The following is a 21,642-nucleotide window of genomic DNA, read 5'->3' on the forward strand; positions in this document are numbered from 1 at the left end:
ACTGGAATTTAATCAATTGAAAATTAACCTCTTTTCAATCAATCCGTTTTGGTGTTGGATTTGTATCTTTGAACCAAAATTTATAAAAATGTCGAAGCAAGTTCGAGTGCGTTTTGCACCAAGTCCTACAGGACCTTTACATATCGGTGGTGTTCGTACCGCATTATTCAATTATTTGTTTGCCAAAAAAAATGGCGGTACTTTCTATCTAAGAATTGAAGATACCGACCAAAATCGCTATGTTCCTGGAGCGGAAGCATACATCATGGAAGCGCTAGAATGGCTAGGAATTACTCCTGATGAAACCATTGGAAAGAATGAAAAATTCGGTCCTTACCGTCAAAGCGAAAGAAAACATTTATACAAAGGATATGCTGAACAATTGATAAATTCTGATTGGGCGTATTATGCTTTTGATACCGCAGAAGCTTTAGATGCTTTTAGAAAATCTGAAGAAGAACAAGGAAAAACATTCATATACAATCATACAAACAGAGAAAAACTAGATACTTCTTTAGTCATTTCTGCAGAAGAAACAGCTAAACGTATTGCTAATGGGGAACATTATGTAATTCGTTTTAAAACTCCTGTAAACGAAACTTTGCATTTGCAAGACATTATCCGTGGTGAAGTAAAGTTTGACACGAATCTTTTAGACGATAAAGTTTTGTTTAAGAGCGATGGTATGCCAACATATCATTTAGCGAATATTGTTGATGACCATTTAATGGAAACATCACATGTTATTCGTGGAGAAGAATGGTTGCCATCAATGCCTTTACACGTTTTATTATATAGAGCATTTGGTTGGGACACACCAGAATTTGCACATCTGCCATTGATTTTAAAACCTGTTGGAAACGGAAAACTATCAAAACGTGACGGAGACAAATTAGGTTTTCCTGTATTTCCACTAGAATGGAAAACGGAAGAAGGAGTTTCATCTGGTTATAGAGAGAAAGGATTCTTTCCTGAAGCTGTTGTTAACTTTCTAGCCTTATTGGGCTGGAATGACGGAACAGACAAAGAATTATATAGTTTAGAAGAATTAGTAGGAGCTTTTGACTTGAGTAGAGTTCATAAAGCTGGAGCAAAATTTGACCCAGAAAAAAACAAATGGTTCAATCACCAGTATTTGATCAAACAAGAAGATGCCTCTTTGGCGAAAGCCTTCACTCCTATTTTGGTTGAAAAAGGTTTTACTGTTGATGAAAATGTTGTGACAAAAGTGGTTTCTTTAATTAAAGAGCGAGCTAATTTTGTTTCAGAATTTTGGGATTTGAGTGATTTCTTTTTTGTGGCTCCTATGGAATATGATGAAAAAGTAAGAAAAAACTGGAAACCTGAAACACCTGCATTAATGCAAGAATTGATTTCGGTTCTTGAAGAAATCACAGATTTCACGTCTATGAATATAGAAACAATTGTAAAAGATTGGATGACGAAAAACGAAATTGGAATGGGTAAAGTAATGCAACCATTTCGTTTGAGTTTAGTTGGCGCCCTTAAAGGTCCTCACCTATTTGATATTGTTGAAGTAATAGGAAAACAAGAAACAATCACAAGAATACAAAAAGCAATAGCTAGTTTATAAAAAAGAAAAAGTCCCGATAATCTCGGGACTTTTTCTTTTTTATAAATAAACAATAATATTACCATTTAGAATAGCTGGATTTCCTTTAAAATCATAACCTAGATTTTTAGTATTTAAATTTTCAAGCATATTATTGATTCCATATTGATATGAAATATTAAAACGAAAATGTTTTACCCCGGCAGTCAAACCTACCGATGGATAGAAATTAAATTTTGAAATGTCTTGAATATCCTTAACTATCAATGTTGTTCCTGAAATAGTATTGTTCTCTTTATCATAAGCAGATTTGAACTTTCCAGCAACCTGAACAATTGGCCCAAACTCAACACTCAATCCATTTTCAATCAGTACATAACTTAATTGTAATGAAATTTGTGCCGATGCTAATTTTAAACTTACATCCTCATTTGCTAAAAACTTGCTTTTTGTATCTACAGAAAAATTGTTCTCACTAAACTGGATACCGTAAACCATATCCCACATATTGTAAAAGTTGCCTCTTATTGATAGCCCTGCATTCCACCCTAACTCCGGTTTGGTTTGAAAGTTATTAGTATTCAAGCTAAGCTGGTTTACACCAACATTAATTCCTATTCTATTTGAATCTCTATAACCATACTGCGCGTTTACTGTTAATGAGATCAAAAGTAAAATCAAACTTATGTATAGCTTTTTCATAAAATAATATTAATCTAACACAAACCTAAAGTTTTTTTGTAATTTAACACTAATTTTTAAACTAAATTATATAACTATGAACATTGCATTTATTATTATTCTTGTCTTAGGATTCTTTATTCTACTATCCTCCTTTTTTACTGTTAGGCAACAAACCTCTGTAATAATAGAGCGATTTGGTAAGTTTCACAGTGTGAGACAATCTGGATTACACCTAAAAATCCCTTTAATTGACAGAGTTGCAGGACGCGTAAACTTAAAAATCCAACAACTGGATGTCATTATCGAAACCAAAACAAAGGACAACGTATTTGTGAAACTTAAAGTTTCTGTACAATTTATGGTTGTAAAAGATACAGTTTACGATGCATTTTACAAACTAGAATACGCACACGATCAAATTACCTCTTACGTTTTTGATGTTGTACGTGCAGAAGTTCCAAAGTTAAAATTGGATGATGTTTTTGAAAGAAAAGATGATATCGCTATCGCGGTAAAAAGCGAATTGAATGAGGCAATGACAACTTATGGTTATACCATCATCAATACATTAGTTACTGATATTGATCCAGACATTCAGGTTAAAAATGCAATGAATAGAATTAATGCAGCTGACAGAGAAAAAACAGTTGCTGAATTTGAAGCAGAAGCATCAAGAATTAGAATTGTTGCAAAAGCAAAAGCAGAAGCGGAAAGTAAACGTCTACAAGGACAAGGTATTGCTGATCAAAGAAGAGAGATTGCAAGAGGATTAGTAGAAAGTGTGGATGTATTGAATAGAGTTGGAATTAACTCACAGGAGGCCTCTGCCCTTATTGTAGTTACACAACATTATGATACTTTGCAAGCTATTGGCGCCGACACTAATTCTAATCTAATTTTATTACCTAATTCACCACAGGCTGGAAGCGAAATGCTAAATAATATGGTTGCTTCTTTTAGTGCATCAAACCAAGTGGGAGAAATGATGAAAAAAACAAGTAGGAAACAAGCTAAGAAAGAAGCAAAAGAAATTGAACCTGCTAACGAAGAAGATTCTGAAGAAGAAATATAATGAAAAAAAAAGAGGCTTAACGGCCTCTTTTTTTAAATATAAACTTTTTTAAAAATGGTAATGCTAAACCTATAATCTTTCCATATGGTCCAAGAATAGTAGGCATATAAGACCCTATAACACCTCTTACTAAGTTTTTTGGCTCTAAATTTTCTTTTACATTTTGTAACTCAAAATGAAGTTTTTGAAGGCTTAATTCCTTCTCAATCTTTAAGATCTCCAGTTCCCTATCAATTTGAGCGTATGACGAATACTTTTTTGTTCTCATAGTTTAATCGTTAAAAAATATTCCTGAGAATTTTTCTAAAAGCGGTCCTTCAACCATTTTATCTTTTATAAAAAATAAAAGTATTGTAAAAAAAAGATAAATTCCTCCTACAATTAAAAATCCTAATGGGTAGCTATCAAAATAATTTCCAATAGCAAAAGCTAAAGCAAATGAACCAAAGAATAAAACCATAGCAATACCTAATAAAATTAATGAAAATTTTAAAAAAGCTGTGGTCGATTTCATCGCCATCTTGAAACTACGTAATTTATAATACTCAAGATTACTTTCTATGTATTTGGTGACATGTTCCTGAATATTCTCTGAATTTTCTTTTAAATCCTCAAAAGCCATATTTTAATTTTTTTTTAATATTCTATTTCTTTTATTTTTGAAGCCTGGCATTTTGCTCTTTTAATTCAGCCAATTTTATTTCAAGAAAAGAAATTACGTCTTCTGTTTTATGACTCATATCAGAAAGTATCTCTCCATAAGTTTCTTCTAAATCTACCTTGGCAGTTGATAATTTTTGTTTCATTTCAGATGTTAAACCCTCATATTTAACTTTCAAATCTTTTTTGGTCTCTTTATAACCATCCTTTAATTTTCCTCTAGTTTTTTCACCTTTCTCTGGTGCAAATAAAATTCCTATTCCTGCACCTATTGCTATTCCACCAATTAGAGCTATTAACGTATTCCCCGCATTATTTGACATGTTATTTGATTTTAGTGATTAATACTTTAAAAATACAAAAATTATTAACACCATCTTGTTAATAAGCAGTTAAAGTGAATTTAAACAAGAGCAAAACTTAAAACAAAGCCAATTATAGCCATAAATACTCAATAGCTATACTAGATAAAGAAAAAAATCAAAAAACGCTTTAAAAACACTGTATAAAAGCCATTTTTAATTGATAAATATTATATAAAATATAAATCCAATAGAATTATACAATAATAAAAAAACGCCTTTAAAAGGCGTTTTTAATATTGTTAAAATCTATACTCTAAAAAAGTATTAAATATTTAAATCGTTTAATAAACTTAAAACATTTTCATTCTTTTCTTTACTTTTTAATTCAGAAAGCTGTGTTTTAAATTCTTCGAAATTACTACTGTCGTTTTCTAAATTTTGAATCGCTAAAATACGAACCGCAGCCAATTGACTTTTTAATGACATTGAATACAGTTTTGTCAATACTTCCAATTCAATGTCCTTTGTCTGAACTTTATTAGAATTTGCCAAAATTAAATTAGCAAACAACAAAGAGTTGTTGTCATTTTTTACATTCTTGACTACCGTTTGATTGATCAAACTGAAATTATCAATACTTATAATGTTGTCAACTATGCTTTTTAATAACAAATTAGCATTGTCTGCATCCTTCTCTTTCACATATTTATTAATTTCCTTTTGGGTATTCATCAATAAATTAGCCTCTTTCTTACCTTTTTCTTCCCATGCATCCTTCAAGCCAACCGTTTTATTAAATACTATTTTGCCTTCTTTACTGTCTTTATCAACATTAAAATAACCCAAACGTTGAAATTGAAATTTATCACCAGCATCTGCAGTTACCAAACTAGGTTCTACAAATCCTTTTATGATTTCAAGAGAATTTGAATTCATAAATTCAAGGAAATTCTTTCCTTTATGACTATCTGGCGCCTCATCAGTGAACAAACGGTCATACATACGAACCTCTGCCTCAACAGCATGTTTCAATGAAACCCAATGTAATGTACCAGCAACTTTTCTTTGAGAAGCTTCACTCCCACTCCCACTTCGGCTATCTTCATCATAAGTAACATGGATTTCTGTAATGTTTCCTTCAGCGTCTTTTATTACACTTTCTCCCTTGATAATATATCCATTTTTAAGTCGAACCTCGTTTCCAATGCTCAATCTAAAAAATTTAGGTGGCGCAACTTCTAAAAAATCTTCTCTTTCTATATACAATTCAGCTGAAAAAGGAACTTCTCTAAAACCTGCACTTTCATCTTCTTGATTGTTTTCAGCTTCTAACCATTCTACTTTATCCGCTGGATAATTTGTAATAACCACCTTAATTGGATCTAAAACAGCCATTACTCTAGGAGCCGTTTTATTCAAATCTTCGCGCAAGCAAAATTCCAACAGCGAAACATCAATTACGTTTTCACGTTTTGCTACACCAATAATATCACAAAACTTCCGAATAGAATTTGGCGTATATCCGCGTCGTCTCAATCCTGAAATAGTAGGCATTCTAGGATCATCCCAACCATTAACAATATTTTCTTGAACTAATTGCAATAGTTTTCTCTTGCTCATTACGGTGTAATTCAAGTTCAAACGTGCAAATTCATATTGATGTGGTCTTACCTTGTTCTCATCATAAATTTGGTCTAAAAACCAATTGTATAACTCGCGATGCATCACAAATTCAAGAGTACAAATAGAATGCGAAATCTGCTCTATATAATCGCTTTCACCATGAGCATAATCATACATAGGATAAATATTCCATTGATTACCAGTTCTGTGGTGATGACGATGTAAAATACGATACATCAATGGATCACGCATCAACATATTAGTTGATTTCATATCAATTTTAGCGCGCAAAACATGAGTTCCTTCCGGAAAATCACCATTTTTCATTCCTTCAAATAAAGTCAAGTTCTCCTCAATTGAACGGTTTCTATACGGACCGTCAACACCTGGCTGAGTTGGAGTTCCTTTTTGAGTAGCCATATCCTCAGAAGATTGACTGTCTACATAAGCTTTTCCATTTTTTATCATGGCAATCGCCCAGTCATATAACTGCTGAAAATAATCAGAAGAATATAATTCTTCCGACCAATTAAAACCTAACCATAGTAAATCTTCCTTGATTGCATCTACATATTCCTGCTCTTCTTTGGCTGGATTTGTATCGTCAAAACGTAAATTAACTGGCGCATTATATTTTAATCCCAAACCAAAATTTAAACAAATTGATTTGGCATGGCCAATGTGTAAATACCCATTAGGTTCTGGAGGAAAACGAAAGCGCAATTGATCCTGTGGAAAACCGCTAGCTAAATTTTCCTCTATTATTTGCTCTATAAAATGTAATGATTTTTCTTCTGTAGACATGTTGTTGTATTAAAAAAGCAAAGTTATCAAAAATGTCGTGCAAACGATTAATCGGTAAGTTGTTTCTTTTGTATTGGTAACCAAAAAAAGAAATTATTCGTACTTTTATCGAATAAACAAACAACCACATTAACAAATACACTAAAATGGGAACTATAAAATTAAAAAATATACGCACTTATTCTTACCACGGTTGTCTTATAGAGGAAGGAAAAATAGGTTCTGACTATTCAGTTGACTTAGAAATAAAGACAGATTTAAGAAAATCATGTGTCTCAGATAATTTAGAAGATACAGTAGATTATGTACTTTTAAACGCCATTGTTGTCGAAGAAATGGATATTCGCTCCCATTTATTGGAACATGTAGCCCAAAGAATAATCACTAGGGTATTTAGTGAAATTCCTGAAGTATCAAGAATTCTTTTGGCAGTTTCTAAGTTAAACCCTCCTATAGGTGGTGATGTTGAAGCGGTTACCGTAGAATTGGAAGAGTATAGAAGTTAAACGAACAGTTGCTGTTTGACAAGAGATAATCTTTTTTTGAAATTTTATAAACTTAAGCTTTTAAACTCTAAACTTTTTAAGTACTTTTGCCATCCATTCAACAATGGCGTCGTGGCCGAGTGGCTAGGCTGGGCTCTGCAAAAGCTCCTACTGCGGTTCGAATCCGCACGATGCCTCAAAAACCTTCAAAGTAATTTGAAGGTTTTTTTATGTCTAATTTTTAAGAAAAATTAAATAAAGCATAGGTTCGAATCCAAACGATGGGTTAAAACCTGCAAGGAAACTTGGAGGCTTTTTTTTTGTTTAATTTTTTATAAAAATTAATTAAAGATTAGGTTCGAATCCAAACGATGGGTTAAAAACTTCAAAGCAATTTGCAGGTTTTTTTTATGTCTAATTTTTAGAGATGGATCACAGAGAGTCACAGAGAATCGCAAAAATTTAAACCATTAAACTAGATTTAGAGAGCATAATTTTTTTTAATCCCTTAATGATTAAATTTAAATTCATTTTTAAACATAAAAAAACCGCTCAAATTGAGCGGTTTAAAACAATCTATAAAACAAATTTAATTTTGTTTTTCTATATTTTGAAATGCTTTCTTTACCATTTCTTTTTCTTCTGGAAACCATCCTTGAGTTATTAAAACCAACCCAAAAACCATTAGTACAACACTGATTCCTTTTTTGATTTTAAGAATATTAGTAGGTGTCATTTTTGATTTTAATTGCTTTGCTAATAAAATCTTAATACAATCTACAAACAAATAGGTGATAATTACCGCACTAAAAAAGGTCATCATTCTAGAGGCCTCCATCTCCATTTTTGGACCAATTGAAATGATAATTGCCAACCAAAATCCTAAAACTCCTATGTTGATAATATTTAAGAAAAATCCTTTAATGAATAAGCTGAGATAGTTTTTTCTAATGATCTCGTTATCTATTTCTTTAGTGTTTATCTTTTTTTCTTTTCTTAAACTTATAAAGGAAATTACTCCATAAGCCAGCATTAATATTCCACCAAAAATAAAGAGGGCTGGTTTATCTTTTAAACTTTGAATTAATCTATAACTCCCCAAATAGGCTATTCCAATGAAAACAATGTCTCCTAAAATAACACCTAAATCAAAAACAATAGCAGCTCTAAAACCTTTTATTATACTAGTTTCAAGTAGAATAAAAAAAACAGGACCAATCATAAAACTTAAGAAAATTCCCCAAGGAATACCAGATAAAATATCGTTTATCATTAAAATTGATTTTCAATAAATATATATAATTATTCCTTCTCTACAATTTTTCCACCAAAGAGAGTCTCTTTATTAATTTGTCTTGGCTTACCATAGATGTAAACAGAGCCTCCTGCTTTTACTTTTGCATCTACCAATGTACTAGCATTGATTTCAGCATTTCCGCCCGCAGAAACGTTTATTGAGGTTTGAGAGGTACTTAATTCCCTTGATTTCAAAACTCCACCTGACATAATTGTTACATCTTGGTTAACAGCTTCTCCAGATAAAGCGATAATTCCTCCAGTAACTGCCTTAACATTTACTTTTTGTGTGTCTAATTTTACATTTATCTCTGCTCCTTCCCTAGCATTTAAATCCATAATAGTTTGCTTGAAAACAGACTCACTAGAAACATAAGATCCTTCACTTGCTGAGATAGCTTCAATATTTGTAAAGTATAATTTGATAGAAATATCATCCCCAGACAACAATTTTGGAAAAGGCATTCTTAATTTCAATTCGCCATTATTGTTTACCACTTCCACTTCACTCTCCCTGTTTCCTGTAATAACTACCTTATTTTCTGACGCTGGGATTAGCTTTACGTTCAGTTTGTCAAAAACTTTCACTTCATTAAAGTCACCTAAATTTTTGGTTACTTGTGCAAAAGTTGCCTGAGCAGCTAAAGCAAATACTAAAATCAATACTTTTTTCATTTTTTTTATTTTAAAGGTTCTTCGATTCTTCTTATAAAATTAAAATCCAATTGTTTTTTAACTAAATCGGCATTTTTAACTTTAACGAAGATTTCGTCACCTAATTGTAATAATTGATTGGAAGTTGCTCCAACCAATGCATATTGTTTTTCATCGAATGTATAGTAATCGTCTTTTATATCACGAATACGAACCATTCCTTCACATTTGTTTTCGATAATTTCAACATAAATTCCCCATTCGGTAACTCCTGAAATTACACCTAAAAACTCCTGATCTTGATGATCTTGCATGTATTTAACCTGCATGTATTTGATGGAATCCCTTTCGGCATTTGTCGCTAAACCTTCCATAGTAGAACAATGCAAACACTTTGTTTCATATAATTCTTCATCAGCAGATTTTGCTCCATCTAAATAAAACTGTAGCAAACGGTGTACCATAACGTCAGGATAACGACGAATTGGTGAAGTAAAATGAGAATAATAATCGAAAGCTAATCCGTAATGACCAATATTATCAGTTGAATATTTAGCTTTACTCATGGTACGAATAGCTAAAGTATCAATTAAATTTTGCTCTTTTTTACCATTCACATCTTCCATTAATTTGTTCAAAGCTTGAGAAATAGAACCTTGTTTGAAATCAATTTTATGTCCAAATTTAGCGATCACTGCTTGCATCGCAAAAAGCTTATCTTCATTTGGTTCATCATGGATTCTATAAATGAATGTTTTCTTTTGTTTTCCAATAAATTCAGCTACTTTTTTATTAGCCAAAAGCATGAATTCCTCAATCAAATGATTGGCATCCTTAGAAACTTTAAAATAAACACCTTCTGGTTCTCCCTCTTCACTTAAGTTGAATTTTACCTCTACTTTATCAAATGAAATGGCACCATCGTTCATTCTTTTTCTTCTGAAAATCTTAGCTAATTCATCTAATTTAAGCGTTGCTGAGACAATTTCTGGCGAAACTTGATACGAACTACCTGTAATCGAAATTTCTTCCGGAATAGTATCGTCTTTCGTTTCTATGATGTACTGCGCTTCTTCATAAGCAAAACGTTGATCTGAATAAATTACTGTTCGACCAAACCATTCGCTAATCACTTTGCATTTGTCATCTATTTCAAAAACAGCCGAGAATGTATATTTTTCCTCTTGTGGACGCAGTGAACAAGCAAAATTAGATAAAACCTCAGGCAACATAGGTACTACCCTATCTACTAAATAAACAGATGTCGCACGTTGATACGCTTCATCATCCAGGATTGTTCCTTCTTCAAGATAATACGAAACATCGGCAATATGAATACCAATTTCGTAATTACCATTTTCTAATTTTTTAAAGGATAAAGCATCATCAAAATCTTTCGCATCCTTTGGATCTATTGTAAACGTCAACGTATCACGCATATCACGACGCTTCGCAATTTCGGCTTCTGTTATCGTAGTATCTATCTTTTGAGCATAGGTTTCCACTTCAATAGGAAATTCAGACGGCAAACCGTATTCAGCTAAAATGGCGTGAATCTCAGTATCGTGTTCTCCTGGTTTCCCTAAAACTTTAATCACTTTTCCAAAAGGACTATCGGCTCTAGTAGGCCAATCTTCGATATGTACTAAGACCACATCTCCTTGTTCTGCTTCGCCTATTTTATCTTTTGGAATAAAAATATCAGTGTACATTTTTGGATTGGCTGTTGACACAAAAGAGAAGTTCTTTTGAATATCAATTACTCCAACAAAATCAGTTTTACTTCGTTCTAAAACTTCAATAACCTCACCCTCAGGCTTTTTACCTTTTCTTTTGTTGTAAACATATACTTTTACGATATCTTTATCTAGTGCATGATTTAAATTATTCGTAGGAATAAATACATCTTCTTCTAGTTCAGCACAAACAAAATAAGCTGTTTTACGGCCGGTCATGTCTATTTTTCCTTCGTAATATTCTTTGCTTTCGGCTTTTATTAAATATTTACCTGGTTCAGATTCAATAATCTTGTTCTGGCCTGCAAGTATTTTCAAATCCTTAATTATTTGATTTCTACTTTGGGTATCGTCTAACTCTAGCTTTGCTCCTATTTGTTTATAATTGAATGCTTTATTAGCACTTTGCGATAATATTTTTATAATTTGTTCAGAGAAATCTTTCTCTTTCTTTATCGGCTTTCTAATTCTTTTACTCATAAATCTTTTCTTAAAAGCCGAAAATTACAAAATAGTTGACAGTTATCGTATAATAGAGCCGAGTTTTAAAGAAAATATAACTTTAAAGAATAGTTGTATCTTTATGAAAAGAATCTAATTATGGAAGCATTTATCACTATCGCTGTTTTTGACTACATTCATGAAATTGAAATTCTGAAACATCGTTTGGATCAGGAAGGTTTGCAATACTTTTTTGAAAATGAAATCATGTCTTCTTTTGCTCCAATGTATTCCACTGCTTTGGGCGGAATCAAACTTAAAATTCATCCTAACGATTTTGCAACAGTTAAAACTATTCTTCAAGAAATGAAGTACGACAACAATTTAAAAATCGTTTAATTTTTTTGAAAGTTGTCAACACATATATAATACAACAAAAAGAAAAATTAAATTTAAATTATTTATTAATGGGTATTATAGCTTGTTAATAATGGCTATAAAATTAATTTAAAAAGACTTGAAATGAAGTTTTAGGTTGTTATTGGGAGTTATTAACAACGTTATATGTACTTAATTATCTAGTTTTAAAGAGTTTTTGTATTTTAATTAACAATGGTTGATAAAGTAAAAACTATTCTAATTGTAAATAAGTATTTTTTATTTTTTTGTTGATAAACTACTTTTTAATATTGATAACTATTCTAAAAATTCCGCTAACTAAATTAGGATTTTAAAAGTGGGTTTTGGATTACTTATTTTTTTAATACAACCATAAAATACTTATAATATTCTATCTGAAGTTATTAACAATTACTGTTAATATAAGGTTAACTGAATATCAAGCAATTGCGTTTCGCTATTAACAATGTAATTTTTTAACATTTTATATTAAGACTATTCATTGATTACCAATATTTTATATATTTATTAAAAATGTTTATAACTCTATAAATAGATGAAAATCTGATAGTTATAAAGGTAATAAATGAAACTGTATTTGTGGACTTTGTATTTTTTAAAATAAACAAATCTATCATTTATATTATCCAATATTCTTTTGGTAAATTTGCCAAACACAACTTAATAAAAATAGAATGAAAATCTCAATAGGAAACGATCACGCTGGTCCAGATTATAAACATGCAATTGTAGAAATGCTTATCGCTAAAGGTCATGAAGTAACTAATTATGGAACTGATACTGTAGATAGTGTAGATTACCCTGATTTTGCACACAAAGTAGCTACAGATGTTTCTGAAGGTAAAGCTGATTTTGGAATTATAATATGCGGAAGTGGTAATGGAATTGCAATGACCGCAAACAAGCATGCAAAAGTGCGCGCTGCTCTATGTTGGATGAAAGAGATTGCAGCTTTAGCGCGTCAACATAATGATGCTAACATAATAAGTATTCCTGCACGTTATACTTCAATTCCACAAGCAATTGAAATGGTAGATACTTTTTTGAATACTGAATTTGAAGGCGGAAGACATCAAAATAGAGTAGATAAGATTTCTTGTTAAAAAAGGAATTTTATTTTAAAATAAAATAAGGGAGAAGTCCTAAATTGTAAACGAGCTGAGTTGTCAAACTTAGCTCGTTTTTTATTTTAAACTCAATGAATTAATGTTAATTGAGTCAGTGGATGTATTTATTTATTATTTTTTTGAGGTTTTAATTTTTAAAGTAAAACAATTAGAAAGTTATTAGTTCCTTATAAAAAAGAAGATATATAAACACAATTTGTAGCAGCACTAAACCAAAGTACTTCCATAAAAAAGAAGCTTTTGCGGTTTTATGTCTAAAAAAGAACATCGCAATTCCGGCTCCTATAGTTCCTCCAAATGCTACGAAGCTTAAAAGTGTTTTCTCTGAAATTCTTCTTTTGTTTTTTATCGCCAGCCTTTTGTCATAGGCAGTGACTAAAAAAGAAATACAATTTAGGATTATAATAAAGTAGAATAAAATATACATTTTCACAGAAATTAGAGCCAAAGATATTATTTTAGCTATTCGAAAAAAATTAAAATGAACAACATACAATTCATATCAAAAACAGTTGCAACTGCAGCAGTTAATATTCAAAAAACGGTGCAACTTTTACAGGAAGATTGCACGATTCCATTTATTTCACGTTACCGAAAAGACACGACAGGAAACCTGGATGAAGTGCAAATCGAAAACATTGCCAAGCTTCAAAAAGAGTATGAAGCAATTGTAAAAAGAAAGGAAGCTATTTTAAAATCTATTGATGAACAAAATGCACTAACTCCTGAATTAGGTAAAAAAATAGAGCAAAGTTTTGATTTACAGGAACTGGAAGATTTTTATTTGCCTTACAAAAAGAAAAAGAAAACCAAGGCTGATATGGCTCGAGAAAACGGCCTAGAGCCCTTGGCTAAAATTATCATGGCGCAAAGTAATGATGATGTCGATTTTATTTCTACCAAATATTTAAATGATAATGTCATTAATGAAGATGCGGCGCTTCAAGGAGCTCGTGATATTGTTGCCGAATGGATTAATGAAAACATTTATGTTCGTAAGCAATTGCGTCGTTTATATGAACGTAAAGCGACAATCACTACAAAGGTTGTGAAAACCAAAAAAGACGATGAAGCAGCCCAAAAATTCAATCAATATTTTGATTGGGCAGAGCCATTGACAAAGGCACCATCACATCGATTATTAGCGATGTTACGTGCCGAAAACGAAGGTTTTATCAAGTTTAAAGTTGAAGTGGATCTGGATGAAGCCTATGATATTATAGATGCATTAGTTTTAAAAGGTCAAAATAAAACTACGCCACATGTGCAACTCGCTATTGAAGACAGTTACAAACGTTTGCTGAATCCGGCAATTTCAAATGAAGCTTTGCAAGAAGCTAAAGCTAAGGCTGACGCCAATTCTATTCAGGTTTTTGCTAATAATCTTGGACAATTGTTGCTGGCTCCACCTTTAGGAGAAAAACGAATTCTGGCTATTGATCCCGGTTTTAGATCTGGATGTAAAATCGTTTGTTTAGATGAAAAAGGAGATTTGCTATACAACGAAACCATTTATCCGCATGCTCCGCAGAAGGAGGAAGCGATGGCGATGAAAAAAATCCGTTCTATGGTAAATTCCTATAAAATTGATGCTATTTCGATAGGCAACGGAACGGCTTCCCGCGAAACGGAGTTCTTTATCAAGAAAATTGCTTTTGATAAACCGGTGCAAGTATTTATCGTTTCTGAGGCGGGAGCTTCGGTATATTCCGCATCCAAAATTGCACGTGAGGAGTTTCCTGATTATGATGTAACCGTTCGTGGATCGGTTTCTATTGGGAGACGACTTTCTGATCCATTGGCTGAATTGGTAAAAATTGATCCAAAAGCCATTGGCGTAGGCCAATACCAGCATGACGTTGATCAAGCTAAACTGAAAGAAGAATTAGATAACACCGTAATTCGTTGTGTGAATTCTGTTGGAATCAATATCAACACTGCAAGTAAACATTTATTAAGTTATGTCAGTGGAATAGGAGATAAGTTGGCCGAAAATATTGTGAACTATCGCTCAGAAAATGGCCCTTTCGAAAATAGAAAACAACTGAAAAAAGTACCCCGATTAGGCGAAAAAGCCTATCAGCAAGGGGTTGCCTTTATTCGAATTTCGAATGCAAAAAATCCATTGGATAATTCAGCTGTCCACCCAGAGGCTTATTCGATTGTGGAAAAAATGGCAAAAGATTTGAAACTGACAGTAAATGATTTAATTGCAAATAAAGAAAAAACAGCTTTGATAAAACCAGAGAATTATATCACTCCAGAAATTGGATTGTTAACCTTGAAAGATATTATCAAAGAGCTTGAAAAACCAGGATTAGATCCAAGAAAATCAGCCAAAGTATTTGAGTTTGACCCAAATGTTAAAACGATAAAGGACGTAAAAGCAGGGATGATTTTACCTGGAATTGTGAATAACATTACCAATTTTGGTTGTTTTGTGGATATTGGAGTGAAAGAAAGCGGATTGGTACACATATCACAACTCAAAGCGGGCTTTGTGAGCGACGTAAACGAGGTTGTCAAATTACACCAACATGTTCAGGTAAAAGTGAGCGAAGTAGATGAGGATAGGAAACGTATTCAATTGACTATGATTCTCTAAGTAGGACGCTAATTCTGCAGCATTTACTGAAATGTAGTAATCGACAAAGACTAAAATTTGCATAAAAAAACCAGCTTCTTTACAAAGTAGAAGCTGGTTTTTTATTTGAATACTAACTTATTTTTTGCCTTACAAAAAGAGCATTATAAGTGTCAATAGGATTCCTGCTGCCGTAAAGTACATTCCTTTTTTGAATATAGTTGTTTTGGGTAAAAACATCCAAAAAGTAGAAATAACGAAGAAAAGCAAGGATAAACCAAAAAATACATTCAAAAAGAATAGCGGTTCACCAGTTTTTGCTTTATGCAAATGATTCATTTTTTCTACAATAAATGGTAGACTCGTTGTAGTATATTTAGTTGCTCCTGTTTTTTTATTGTAGGTTCCTTCTTTAAAGAAAATAACACATCTCCTTCTTCATGTTCTGCTTTAAATTTTCTAAGATGTAATTCTTTCCCTAAATCTTCCCCGCTTAAATTGGGTGCTACTGTTTTAACAATATTTTTTTCTTGTTTTAAAAATTGAGTGTCCCTAAAAATTAATAAAACACCACTTAGCGCATAGACAGCCATAATTCCTGCAAGGAAAAAGCCTAAATAACGGTGGATTATTCGCATTAAATTACTTTGTTTATTTTTTTTTGCCATTTTTCTGTCAATTGTTGGTGATGATTTTTTTAGGCGACAAAAGTAAACAATCTAGTATATTTCTTAATATAACTTAGAAAATTTTATGACATTCTATTGCATTAGCTGTGTGTGGTACTTTATAGGTATTTGTAATAATAGAGTTTTGCATTCCTGAAAAGGTAGTTTTATTAAATGAATAGGACAGGGAAAATGAAAAGCAACTAATTGGGTATACTGATAGTTTTTTCTCAAAAAAAACAGAAAGTAATCTACATTATGTTTAAACAAAAAAATCCCAAATTCTAATAATACATTAGAGTTTGGGATTCAAATAAGAAACGATATTTCTTATTTAGTTTCTTCTTTGCTGTCTTCTTTTTTATCAGTTGAAGGCTCTTCTTTAGCGGCATTTTTAAATTCTTTAATTCCGCTTCCTAATCCTTTCATTAATTCTGGAATTTTTTTACCTCCAAAAAGTAATAAAACAACTGCTAATATAACTAGGATTTCTGTAACACCAAATCTTCCCATGATTGAATAATTTATGCCGAAGCAAATTTGTAATAAATCTTGTGACAAAGGTAAATAGAATAACTTAATATGAATTCAATTTAAGTCAATTATTTAATTTCAATTACGTTAAAAGTATATTAAAGTTAATTTACTATTAGGATTACGACCTTAGTTTGCAGTCAAAGTGCTTTATTGACATTAATTATTATATTTGTAACATAAAGAAATTGTATGTCAAAAAAGAGGTTGAAAAGGAAAAAACTCCACAATAAATTATTCGTAAAAAATCGTTTGGTGATATTGAATGAGGATACTTTTGAAGAAATTTTCTCGTTGAAATTGAACCTGATGAATGTTTTTATAGTGGCTTCTATTGGGGCTATTTTATTGATTTCAATCACTACTTTTATTATTGCTTTTACTCCTTTACGGGAATTTATTCCAGGATATTCCTCTTCTAAATTAAAAAGGGATGCAACAGAATTGGCTTTAAAATCAGATTCTTTGACCGTTGCACTAAAGAAAAATGAAGCCTATATTTTATCAATTCAAAAAGTACTAAATGGGCAGCTGGAATACGCAAAATTCAATAAAGATTCCATATTGTCATCGATTGAAGAGCCAATGCCAAAAGTAAAATTATCTGCCTCAGAGGAAGAATTAGAACTGAGGGATCAAGTGACTAAAGAAGAAAAGAAATACCTACCTACTAGCCCCAAAAAGAAGAAGTAAGCATTAAGTGACAATAAAGTTGTTTTTTTAAACTTTTAGCGGGAAAAACCCATAAAATCAGTAGTATAAAATGTCAGTAAAATCAATTGCAGCAAAATTATTTGCAAAAAAAATATATAAAAAAACTCAGGCTTGGGCAACAAATCCTGTGGCGAGTCAGCAGGCTGTTTTTAAGAACCTGATAAAAGAGGCGAAACAAACTGATTTTGGTCAGGATCATAATTTTGCTGAAATAAAAACATTTGAGGATTTTGCTAAAAATGTGCCTATCCGGGATTATGAAGATTTAAAAAACTATGTTGAAAAAGTGGTTAATGGTCAAGAAAATGTTCTCTGGAAAGGGAAACCACTTTACTTTGCCAAGACTTCCGGAACTACATCTGGAGCAAAATATATTCCGCTTACAAAAGAATCCATGCCTTATCATATTGAGGCTGCTCGAAATGCTATTTTGCATTATATACACGAAACGGGAAAAGCTGATTTTGTCGATGGGAAAATGATTTTCCTACAAGGAAGTCCAATTTTGGAAGAAATACACGGAATACAATTTGGACGATTATCAGGAATTGTAGCTCATTTTATTCCAAAATATTTACAAAAAAACCGAATGCCTTCTTGGGAAACCAATTGTATTGAAGATTGGGAGACTAAAATTGACGCAATTGTTGATGAAACCATCAACGAAAATATGACAGTCATTTCAGGAATTCCTTCTTGGGTACAAATGTATTTTGAAAGATTGCATCAAAAAGGAGGAAAGAACATAGGTGAAATATTCAAGAACTTTAATTTGTTCATTTACGGCGGAGTCAATTACGAACCTTACAGAGCCAAGTTCGAAAATTTAATAGGTAGAAAAGTAGACTCTATTGAATTGTTCCCGGCATCGGAAGGATTTTTTGCTTATCAGGATTCCCAAAAGGAAAAGGGAATGTTGCTGTTGCTGAATGCAGGAATTTTTTATGAATTTGTCAAGAGTGAGGAATTTTATTCTGATAAACCTAGGCGCTATACCATTGGAGAAGTCGAATTAGGAGTAAATTATGTTTTGATAATTTCTACTAATGCGGGACTTTGGGGATATAATATTGGAGATACAGTGCAGTTTACTTCATTAAAACCGTATCGAATTATCGTTTCGGGAAGAATTAAACATTTCATCTCTGCTTTTGGAGAACATGTTATTGCTAAGGAGGTAGAAAGTGCTTTACAGGAAGCAGTGGAAGGAACGACCGCTCGAGTGAATGAGTTTACAGTTGCTCCACAAATAACACCTGCCAGCGGATTGCCTTATCACGAATGGTTTATTGAATTTGAAAACGAACCAGATGACATCGTTGCTTTTGCGGAAGCGATCGATAATGCCATGCGAAAACAAAATATGTACTATGACGATTTAATTATCGGAAACATCTTGCAAAAAGTAGTTATAACAAAAGTGACTAAAAATGGATTTCAAGACTATATGAAATCTATTGGGAAACTGGGGGGACAAAATAAGATCCCGAGACTTTCTGATAACAGAAATATTGCGGACTTACTAAGCAAGGCATAAAAGAATTACATTTGAATTTCAATACTAATAAAAAAATGAAAGAAACTAAAAATATATCACGTTCAAGAGCACAAGAATCATCTGCTGCCATAGAGAAAATGTACATTACAATGCGCCATTTATTCAATAGGGGTTTTTATAAACCAATGGGAATTTCTGGGGACACTTTACGTGAAGCTTTATTGGCCTTACGTCCTGAAATATATGGAAATATTGCAGAAGAGAAAGTGGAATTAAATGGACTTTTGTATGTTATCGAACGTCTTCCTTTGGGAATTGAGGAATGTCGATTTATTAACCTTACCTCTGCAGAAGGATACTCAAAATCTCATTTCCAGGCAATTATTCCTCCAAAAAGAAGAAGAAATTGTTATCGAATTGATGAGGAGCAAATGAATGTGGAAATCACTCGTGGTCGTTCAGATATCTATGATATTTTAACGCATTTGACTTTTATTTTTATAGAAAGTCATAAAATTAGAAACCGAGTATTATTAGATGATGCTGGTGAAGTATCACGCGATTGGATGAAATTGCAATATGCCGTTTCTCAAAATAAAAAGTTATCTCTTGTAGAAAAAGAGAAAGCAATCTCACATACAGCTAATATTCTGGGGAGAACCTTTGAAGAAGTATTGGACATCTATGATGCCTTTGGTTCAATAACTGCACCAGATCGTTTTTTACATGTTATCTACTGGTTAGGAAAATTAGCCATTGAAGAAATTCTCGACAACAAAAAAAGAACCATCACCTTTAGCCCTATTTTAAGAGAGCGACTAGGTCACCATATTCATGGTGAAATTTGGGCTACTAACATCAAGGAGGTTTTAAAGGAAAAGAATCTTATAGATCGTCCTATTCATGTTATAAGCGCTAATATGCACTCTGTGATGAATTCCATTTTTGCTACAACCGTTTTAAAAACGCAATTCAAAGAAAAATCTGATTTCTTTATTTATGAAGAATTAAGCAAATCAGGTGCCAATGAAGTTCGAAATAAAGTAGAAGAAGTGGCTTTAAAGCACGGTATGATTTCGATTCCGGATACTTCTGGAACTAATATTGACGTACAAATTTTTGACACTGCTAAAATTAATTGGGCGCACTCTTCATTTCCTACAGCAAAATTAGGAGATAAAAAACCAGTATTAATTGTAATGGATTATGCTTTTGGGGAACAAGCGTACGAAACGATTGATGAGTTGTTAAAACCCTTCAAAAAAGACACTTTGCTAAATGTAGAATCCGTTTCTATAATGGGGAAAGCAGGAATTCTTGAAGGTGGAAAGGGAGATATCATGATTCCAAATGCTCATATCAATGAAGGAACGGCTGATAATTATTTTTTCGAAAATGAATTAACTGCTGAAATGTTTAAAGACAATGATATTGCAGTTTTTGCAGGGCCAATGGTTACGGTGTTGGGAACTTCGCTTCAAAATAGGGATTTATTAAAGTTTTTCCATGAATCTACTTGGGGAGTAATAGGTCTGGAAATGGAAGGTTCTTATTATCAAAAAGCCATTCAATCCGCTTCAAAAATTAGAAAAAGTGTACCACAAGATGTAAAAGTAAGATATGCTTATTATGCTTCAGATAATCCATTAGAAACAGGAAGTACGTTAGCTTCAGGTGGACTTGGGACAACAGGAGTAAAGCCTACTTATTTGATTACCATTAAAATATTGGAACAAATTTTCAACGTAAAATAGAATTATAATATGAGTGTAAACTTACCCCAACATAATCCTAACGATCAAGAAATTGATTTAACACAAATATCTAAAAAGATAAAAAGCTTTTTTCAAGGAATTAATACATTGATTTTTAATTGTATTCGGTTTTTTGTAAAAAATGCTGTTGTGATTGCCATTTTGTTGATTGTTGGATTCGGTTTGGGATTGTTTTTAGATAAAACACAAAAAAAGTTTGATCATCAAATAATAGTAACACCAAATTTTAAATCAGCAGATTACTTATATTCTAAAATTAATTTATTAAACGCTAAAATTATTGAAAGGGACACTGCTTTTTTAAAGAGAAGTGTTGGTTTAAAACATCCAGAAATACTAAAAGGAATAAAAATCAAACCGATAACAGACGTATATAAATTCATTGAAAATAAAACTGAAAACTTTGAGCTAATCAAATTAATGGCCGAAGCAGGTGATATTAATAAAATCCTTGAAGATAATTTGACTAGCAAAAATTATACAAATCATGAAATTATAGTCAAAACAGATGAGTTAGCATCCGATGAATCAACCATTCAGCCTATTTTAAATTTCTTGAATGAGTCCGATTATTTTAAGAAAATTCAAATAGAAGAGTTTAAGAATACCCAAATAAAGCTGAGTCAAAATGATACGATTATTTCGCAAATTGATGCTGTTTTAAATGGATTTTCAAGCTCTGTAAACAGGAATCAACAAAGTGATAAACTGGTTTATTATAATGAAAATACGCAGCTAAACGATGTTATCAAAACAAAAGAAGCTTTAATTTATCAGCAAGGAGTTCTTAGGGTTGATTTGATAGGAATGGATAAGATTATTAAAGAAAACAGTGCAACATTAAACATAGAGAATAGAAGCTCAATCAATGGTAAATTAAAACTGGTTTTGCCAATTTTGTTTTTGCTTTCATTTATTTTCATACACTTATTTTTAAAGTATTACAAAAGTCAAATGAGAAAGGCACAATTGATATAATTTCTTTTAAA

The 21,642-nt window shown here is 31.9% G+C and carries 22 protein-coding genes and 1 tRNA gene; 11 read left to right on the plus strand and 12 right to left on the minus strand.

Translation table 11 applies throughout. The features are described 5' to 3' along the window. Positions 1-88 precede the first annotated feature (88 nt). Positions 89-1,594 (plus strand): glutamate--tRNA ligase, encoded by a 1,506-nt coding sequence (gene gltX / locus BLV91_RS01180; protein WP_091429109.1) that lies wholly within the window; start codon positions 89-91, stop codon positions 1,592-1,594. A gap of 39 nt (positions 1,595-1,633) precedes the next feature. On the opposite strand, the gene BLV91_RS01185 is transcribed toward gltX, so the two are convergent. Further along, on the minus strand, positions 1,634-2,275 hold the full coding sequence (locus BLV91_RS01185) for an outer membrane beta-barrel protein (RefSeq protein WP_091428692.1): 642 nt from the start codon (positions 2,273-2,275) through the stop codon (positions 1,634-1,636). Positions 2,276-2,351: 76 nt separating this feature from the next. On the opposite strand from BLV91_RS01185, the gene BLV91_RS01190 reads away from it, so the two are divergent. Further along, a complete protein-coding gene (locus tag BLV91_RS01190; RefSeq protein ID WP_091428694.1) occupies positions 2,352-3,329 on the plus strand; it encodes an SPFH domain-containing protein in 978 nt (325 codons plus the stop codon). Between the two features lie 16 nt (positions 3,330-3,345). Here BLV91_RS01190 and BLV91_RS01195 read toward each other — a convergent pair whose 3' ends face one another. The 4 genes from BLV91_RS01195 to BLV91_RS01210 all read right to left on the minus strand — a co-directional run bounded on the left by BLV91_RS01195 (position 3,346) and on the right by BLV91_RS01210 (position 6,721). Continuing rightward, positions 3,346-3,597 carry a DUF6327 family protein gene (locus BLV91_RS01195; RefSeq protein ID WP_091428696.1) on the minus strand — a complete coding sequence of 84 codons (252 nt, stop codon included), beginning with the start codon at positions 3,595-3,597 and terminating at the stop codon, positions 3,346-3,348. 3 nt (positions 3,598-3,600) lie between these two features. After that, the gene (locus BLV91_RS01200) at positions 3,601-3,951 is read right to left on the minus strand and encodes a phage holin family protein (protein ID WP_091428699.1); all 351 of its coding nucleotides are present in this window, start codon (positions 3,949-3,951) and stop codon (positions 3,601-3,603) included. Positions 3,952-3,982: 31 nt separating this feature from the next. Next, positions 3,983-4,312 (minus strand): YtxH domain-containing protein, encoded by a 330-nt coding sequence (locus BLV91_RS01205; protein ID WP_091428700.1) that lies wholly within the window; start codon positions 4,310-4,312, stop codon positions 3,983-3,985. A gap of 306 nt (positions 4,313-4,618) precedes the next feature. Continuing rightward, entirely contained in the window at positions 4,619-6,721 is a 2,103-nt protein-coding gene (locus BLV91_RS01210; protein WP_091428702.1) for a glutamine--tRNA ligase/YqeY domain fusion protein, read from the minus strand. Positions 6,722-6,867: 146 nt separating this feature from the next. On the opposite strand from BLV91_RS01210, the gene folB reads away from it, so the two are divergent. After that, the gene (gene folB, locus BLV91_RS01215) at positions 6,868-7,227 is read left to right on the plus strand and encodes a dihydroneopterin aldolase (RefSeq protein WP_091428704.1); all 360 of its coding nucleotides are present in this window, start codon (positions 6,868-6,870) and stop codon (positions 7,225-7,227) included. A gap of 105 nt (positions 7,228-7,332) precedes the next feature. After that, positions 7,333-7,403, plus strand: a tRNA-Cys gene (locus BLV91_RS16945). 392 nt (positions 7,404-7,795) lie between these two features. Here the strand turns inward: BLV91_RS16945 and BLV91_RS01220 are convergent. Genes BLV91_RS01220 through rnr form a run of 3 tightly spaced genes read right to left on the minus strand, consistent with a single transcriptional unit; the run spans position 7,796 to position 11,372 of the window. After that, complete coding sequence (locus BLV91_RS01220; protein WP_091428707.1) at positions 7,796-8,479, minus strand: LysE family translocator; 684 nt, start codon at positions 8,477-8,479, stop codon at positions 7,796-7,798. 29 nt (positions 8,480-8,508) lie between these two features. Continuing rightward, on the minus strand, positions 8,509-9,177 hold the full coding sequence (locus BLV91_RS01225; RefSeq protein WP_091428709.1) for a head GIN domain-containing protein: 669 nt from the start codon (positions 9,175-9,177) through the stop codon (positions 8,509-8,511). A gap of 5 nt (positions 9,178-9,182) precedes the next feature. After that, positions 9,183-11,372, minus strand: a complete 2,190-nt coding sequence (rnr, locus tag BLV91_RS01230; protein ID WP_091428712.1) for a ribonuclease R — start codon at positions 11,370-11,372, stop codon at positions 9,183-9,185. 120 nt (positions 11,373-11,492) lie between these two features. Here rnr and BLV91_RS01235 point away from each other — a divergent pair, with 120 nt between their 5' ends. Both BLV91_RS01235 and rpiB read left to right on the plus strand, forming a co-directional pair. Then, positions 11,493-11,732, plus strand: a complete 240-nt coding sequence (locus BLV91_RS01235; protein WP_040473640.1) for a hypothetical protein — start codon at positions 11,493-11,495, stop codon at positions 11,730-11,732. A gap of 695 nt (positions 11,733-12,427) precedes the next feature. After that, the gene (gene rpiB / locus BLV91_RS01240; protein WP_091428714.1) at positions 12,428-12,856 is read left to right on the plus strand and encodes a ribose 5-phosphate isomerase B; all 429 of its coding nucleotides are present in this window, start codon (positions 12,428-12,430) and stop codon (positions 12,854-12,856) included. A gap of 172 nt (positions 12,857-13,028) precedes the next feature. Here rpiB and BLV91_RS01245 read toward each other — a convergent pair whose 3' ends face one another. Continuing rightward, positions 13,029-13,307: a DUF1294 domain-containing protein gene (locus BLV91_RS01245; RefSeq protein ID WP_091429113.1), complete on the minus strand. Its 279-nt coding sequence runs from the start codon at positions 13,305-13,307 to the stop codon at positions 13,029-13,031. A gap of 54 nt (positions 13,308-13,361) precedes the next feature. Between BLV91_RS01245 and BLV91_RS01250 the strand changes: the two genes are divergently transcribed. Then, positions 13,362-15,485, plus strand: coding sequence for a Tex family protein (locus tag BLV91_RS01250; protein ID WP_091428716.1), 2,124 nt, complete (start codon positions 13,362-13,364; stop codon positions 15,483-15,485). Positions 15,486-15,614: 129 nt separating this feature from the next. Here the strand turns inward: BLV91_RS01250 and BLV91_RS17275 are convergent, their stop codons facing one another. The 3 genes from BLV91_RS17275 to tatA all read right to left on the minus strand — a co-directional run bounded on the left by BLV91_RS17275 (position 15,615) and on the right by tatA (position 16,645). Beyond that, positions 15,615-15,803 carry a hypothetical protein gene (locus BLV91_RS17275; RefSeq protein ID WP_317039668.1) on the minus strand — a complete coding sequence of 63 codons (189 nt, stop codon included), beginning with the start codon at positions 15,801-15,803 and terminating at the stop codon, positions 15,615-15,617. 5 nt (positions 15,804-15,808) lie between these two features. Beyond that, positions 15,809-16,132: a hypothetical protein gene (locus BLV91_RS17280; RefSeq protein ID WP_317039669.1), complete on the minus strand. Its 324-nt coding sequence runs from the start codon at positions 16,130-16,132 to the stop codon at positions 15,809-15,811. A 330-nt stretch (positions 16,133-16,462) separates the two neighbouring features. Beyond that, positions 16,463-16,645, minus strand: coding sequence for a twin-arginine translocase TatA/TatE family subunit (gene tatA, locus BLV91_RS01260; RefSeq protein ID WP_091428718.1), 183 nt, complete (start codon positions 16,643-16,645; stop codon positions 16,463-16,465). Positions 16,646-16,858: 213 nt separating this feature from the next. Between tatA and BLV91_RS01265 the strand changes: the two genes are divergently transcribed. The 4 genes from BLV91_RS01265 (at position 16,859) to BLV91_RS01280 (ending at position 21,631) form a co-directional block, all read left to right on the plus strand. Next, positions 16,859-17,359: a peptidase gene (locus BLV91_RS01265; RefSeq protein ID WP_091428720.1), complete on the plus strand. Its 501-nt coding sequence runs from the start codon at positions 16,859-16,861 to the stop codon at positions 17,357-17,359. Positions 17,360-17,429: 70 nt separating this feature from the next. After that, positions 17,430-18,917, plus strand: coding sequence for a GH3 family acyl-acid amido synthetase (locus tag BLV91_RS01270; protein ID WP_091428722.1), 1,488 nt, complete (start codon positions 17,430-17,432; stop codon positions 18,915-18,917). Between the two features lie 35 nt (positions 18,918-18,952). Next, entirely contained in the window at positions 18,953-20,632 is a 1,680-nt protein-coding gene (locus tag BLV91_RS01275; RefSeq protein ID WP_091428725.1) for a DUF6909 family protein, read from the plus strand. Positions 20,633-20,821: 189 nt separating this feature from the next. Beyond that, a complete protein-coding gene (locus BLV91_RS01280) occupies positions 20,822-21,631 on the plus strand; it encodes a hypothetical protein (RefSeq protein WP_245709579.1) in 810 nt (269 codons plus the stop codon). Positions 21,632-21,642 lie beyond the last annotated feature (11 nt).

The organism is Flavobacterium degerlachei, from assembly GCF_900106645.1.
GTDB lineage: Bacteria > Bacteroidota > Bacteroidia > Flavobacteriales > Flavobacteriaceae > Flavobacterium > Flavobacterium degerlachei.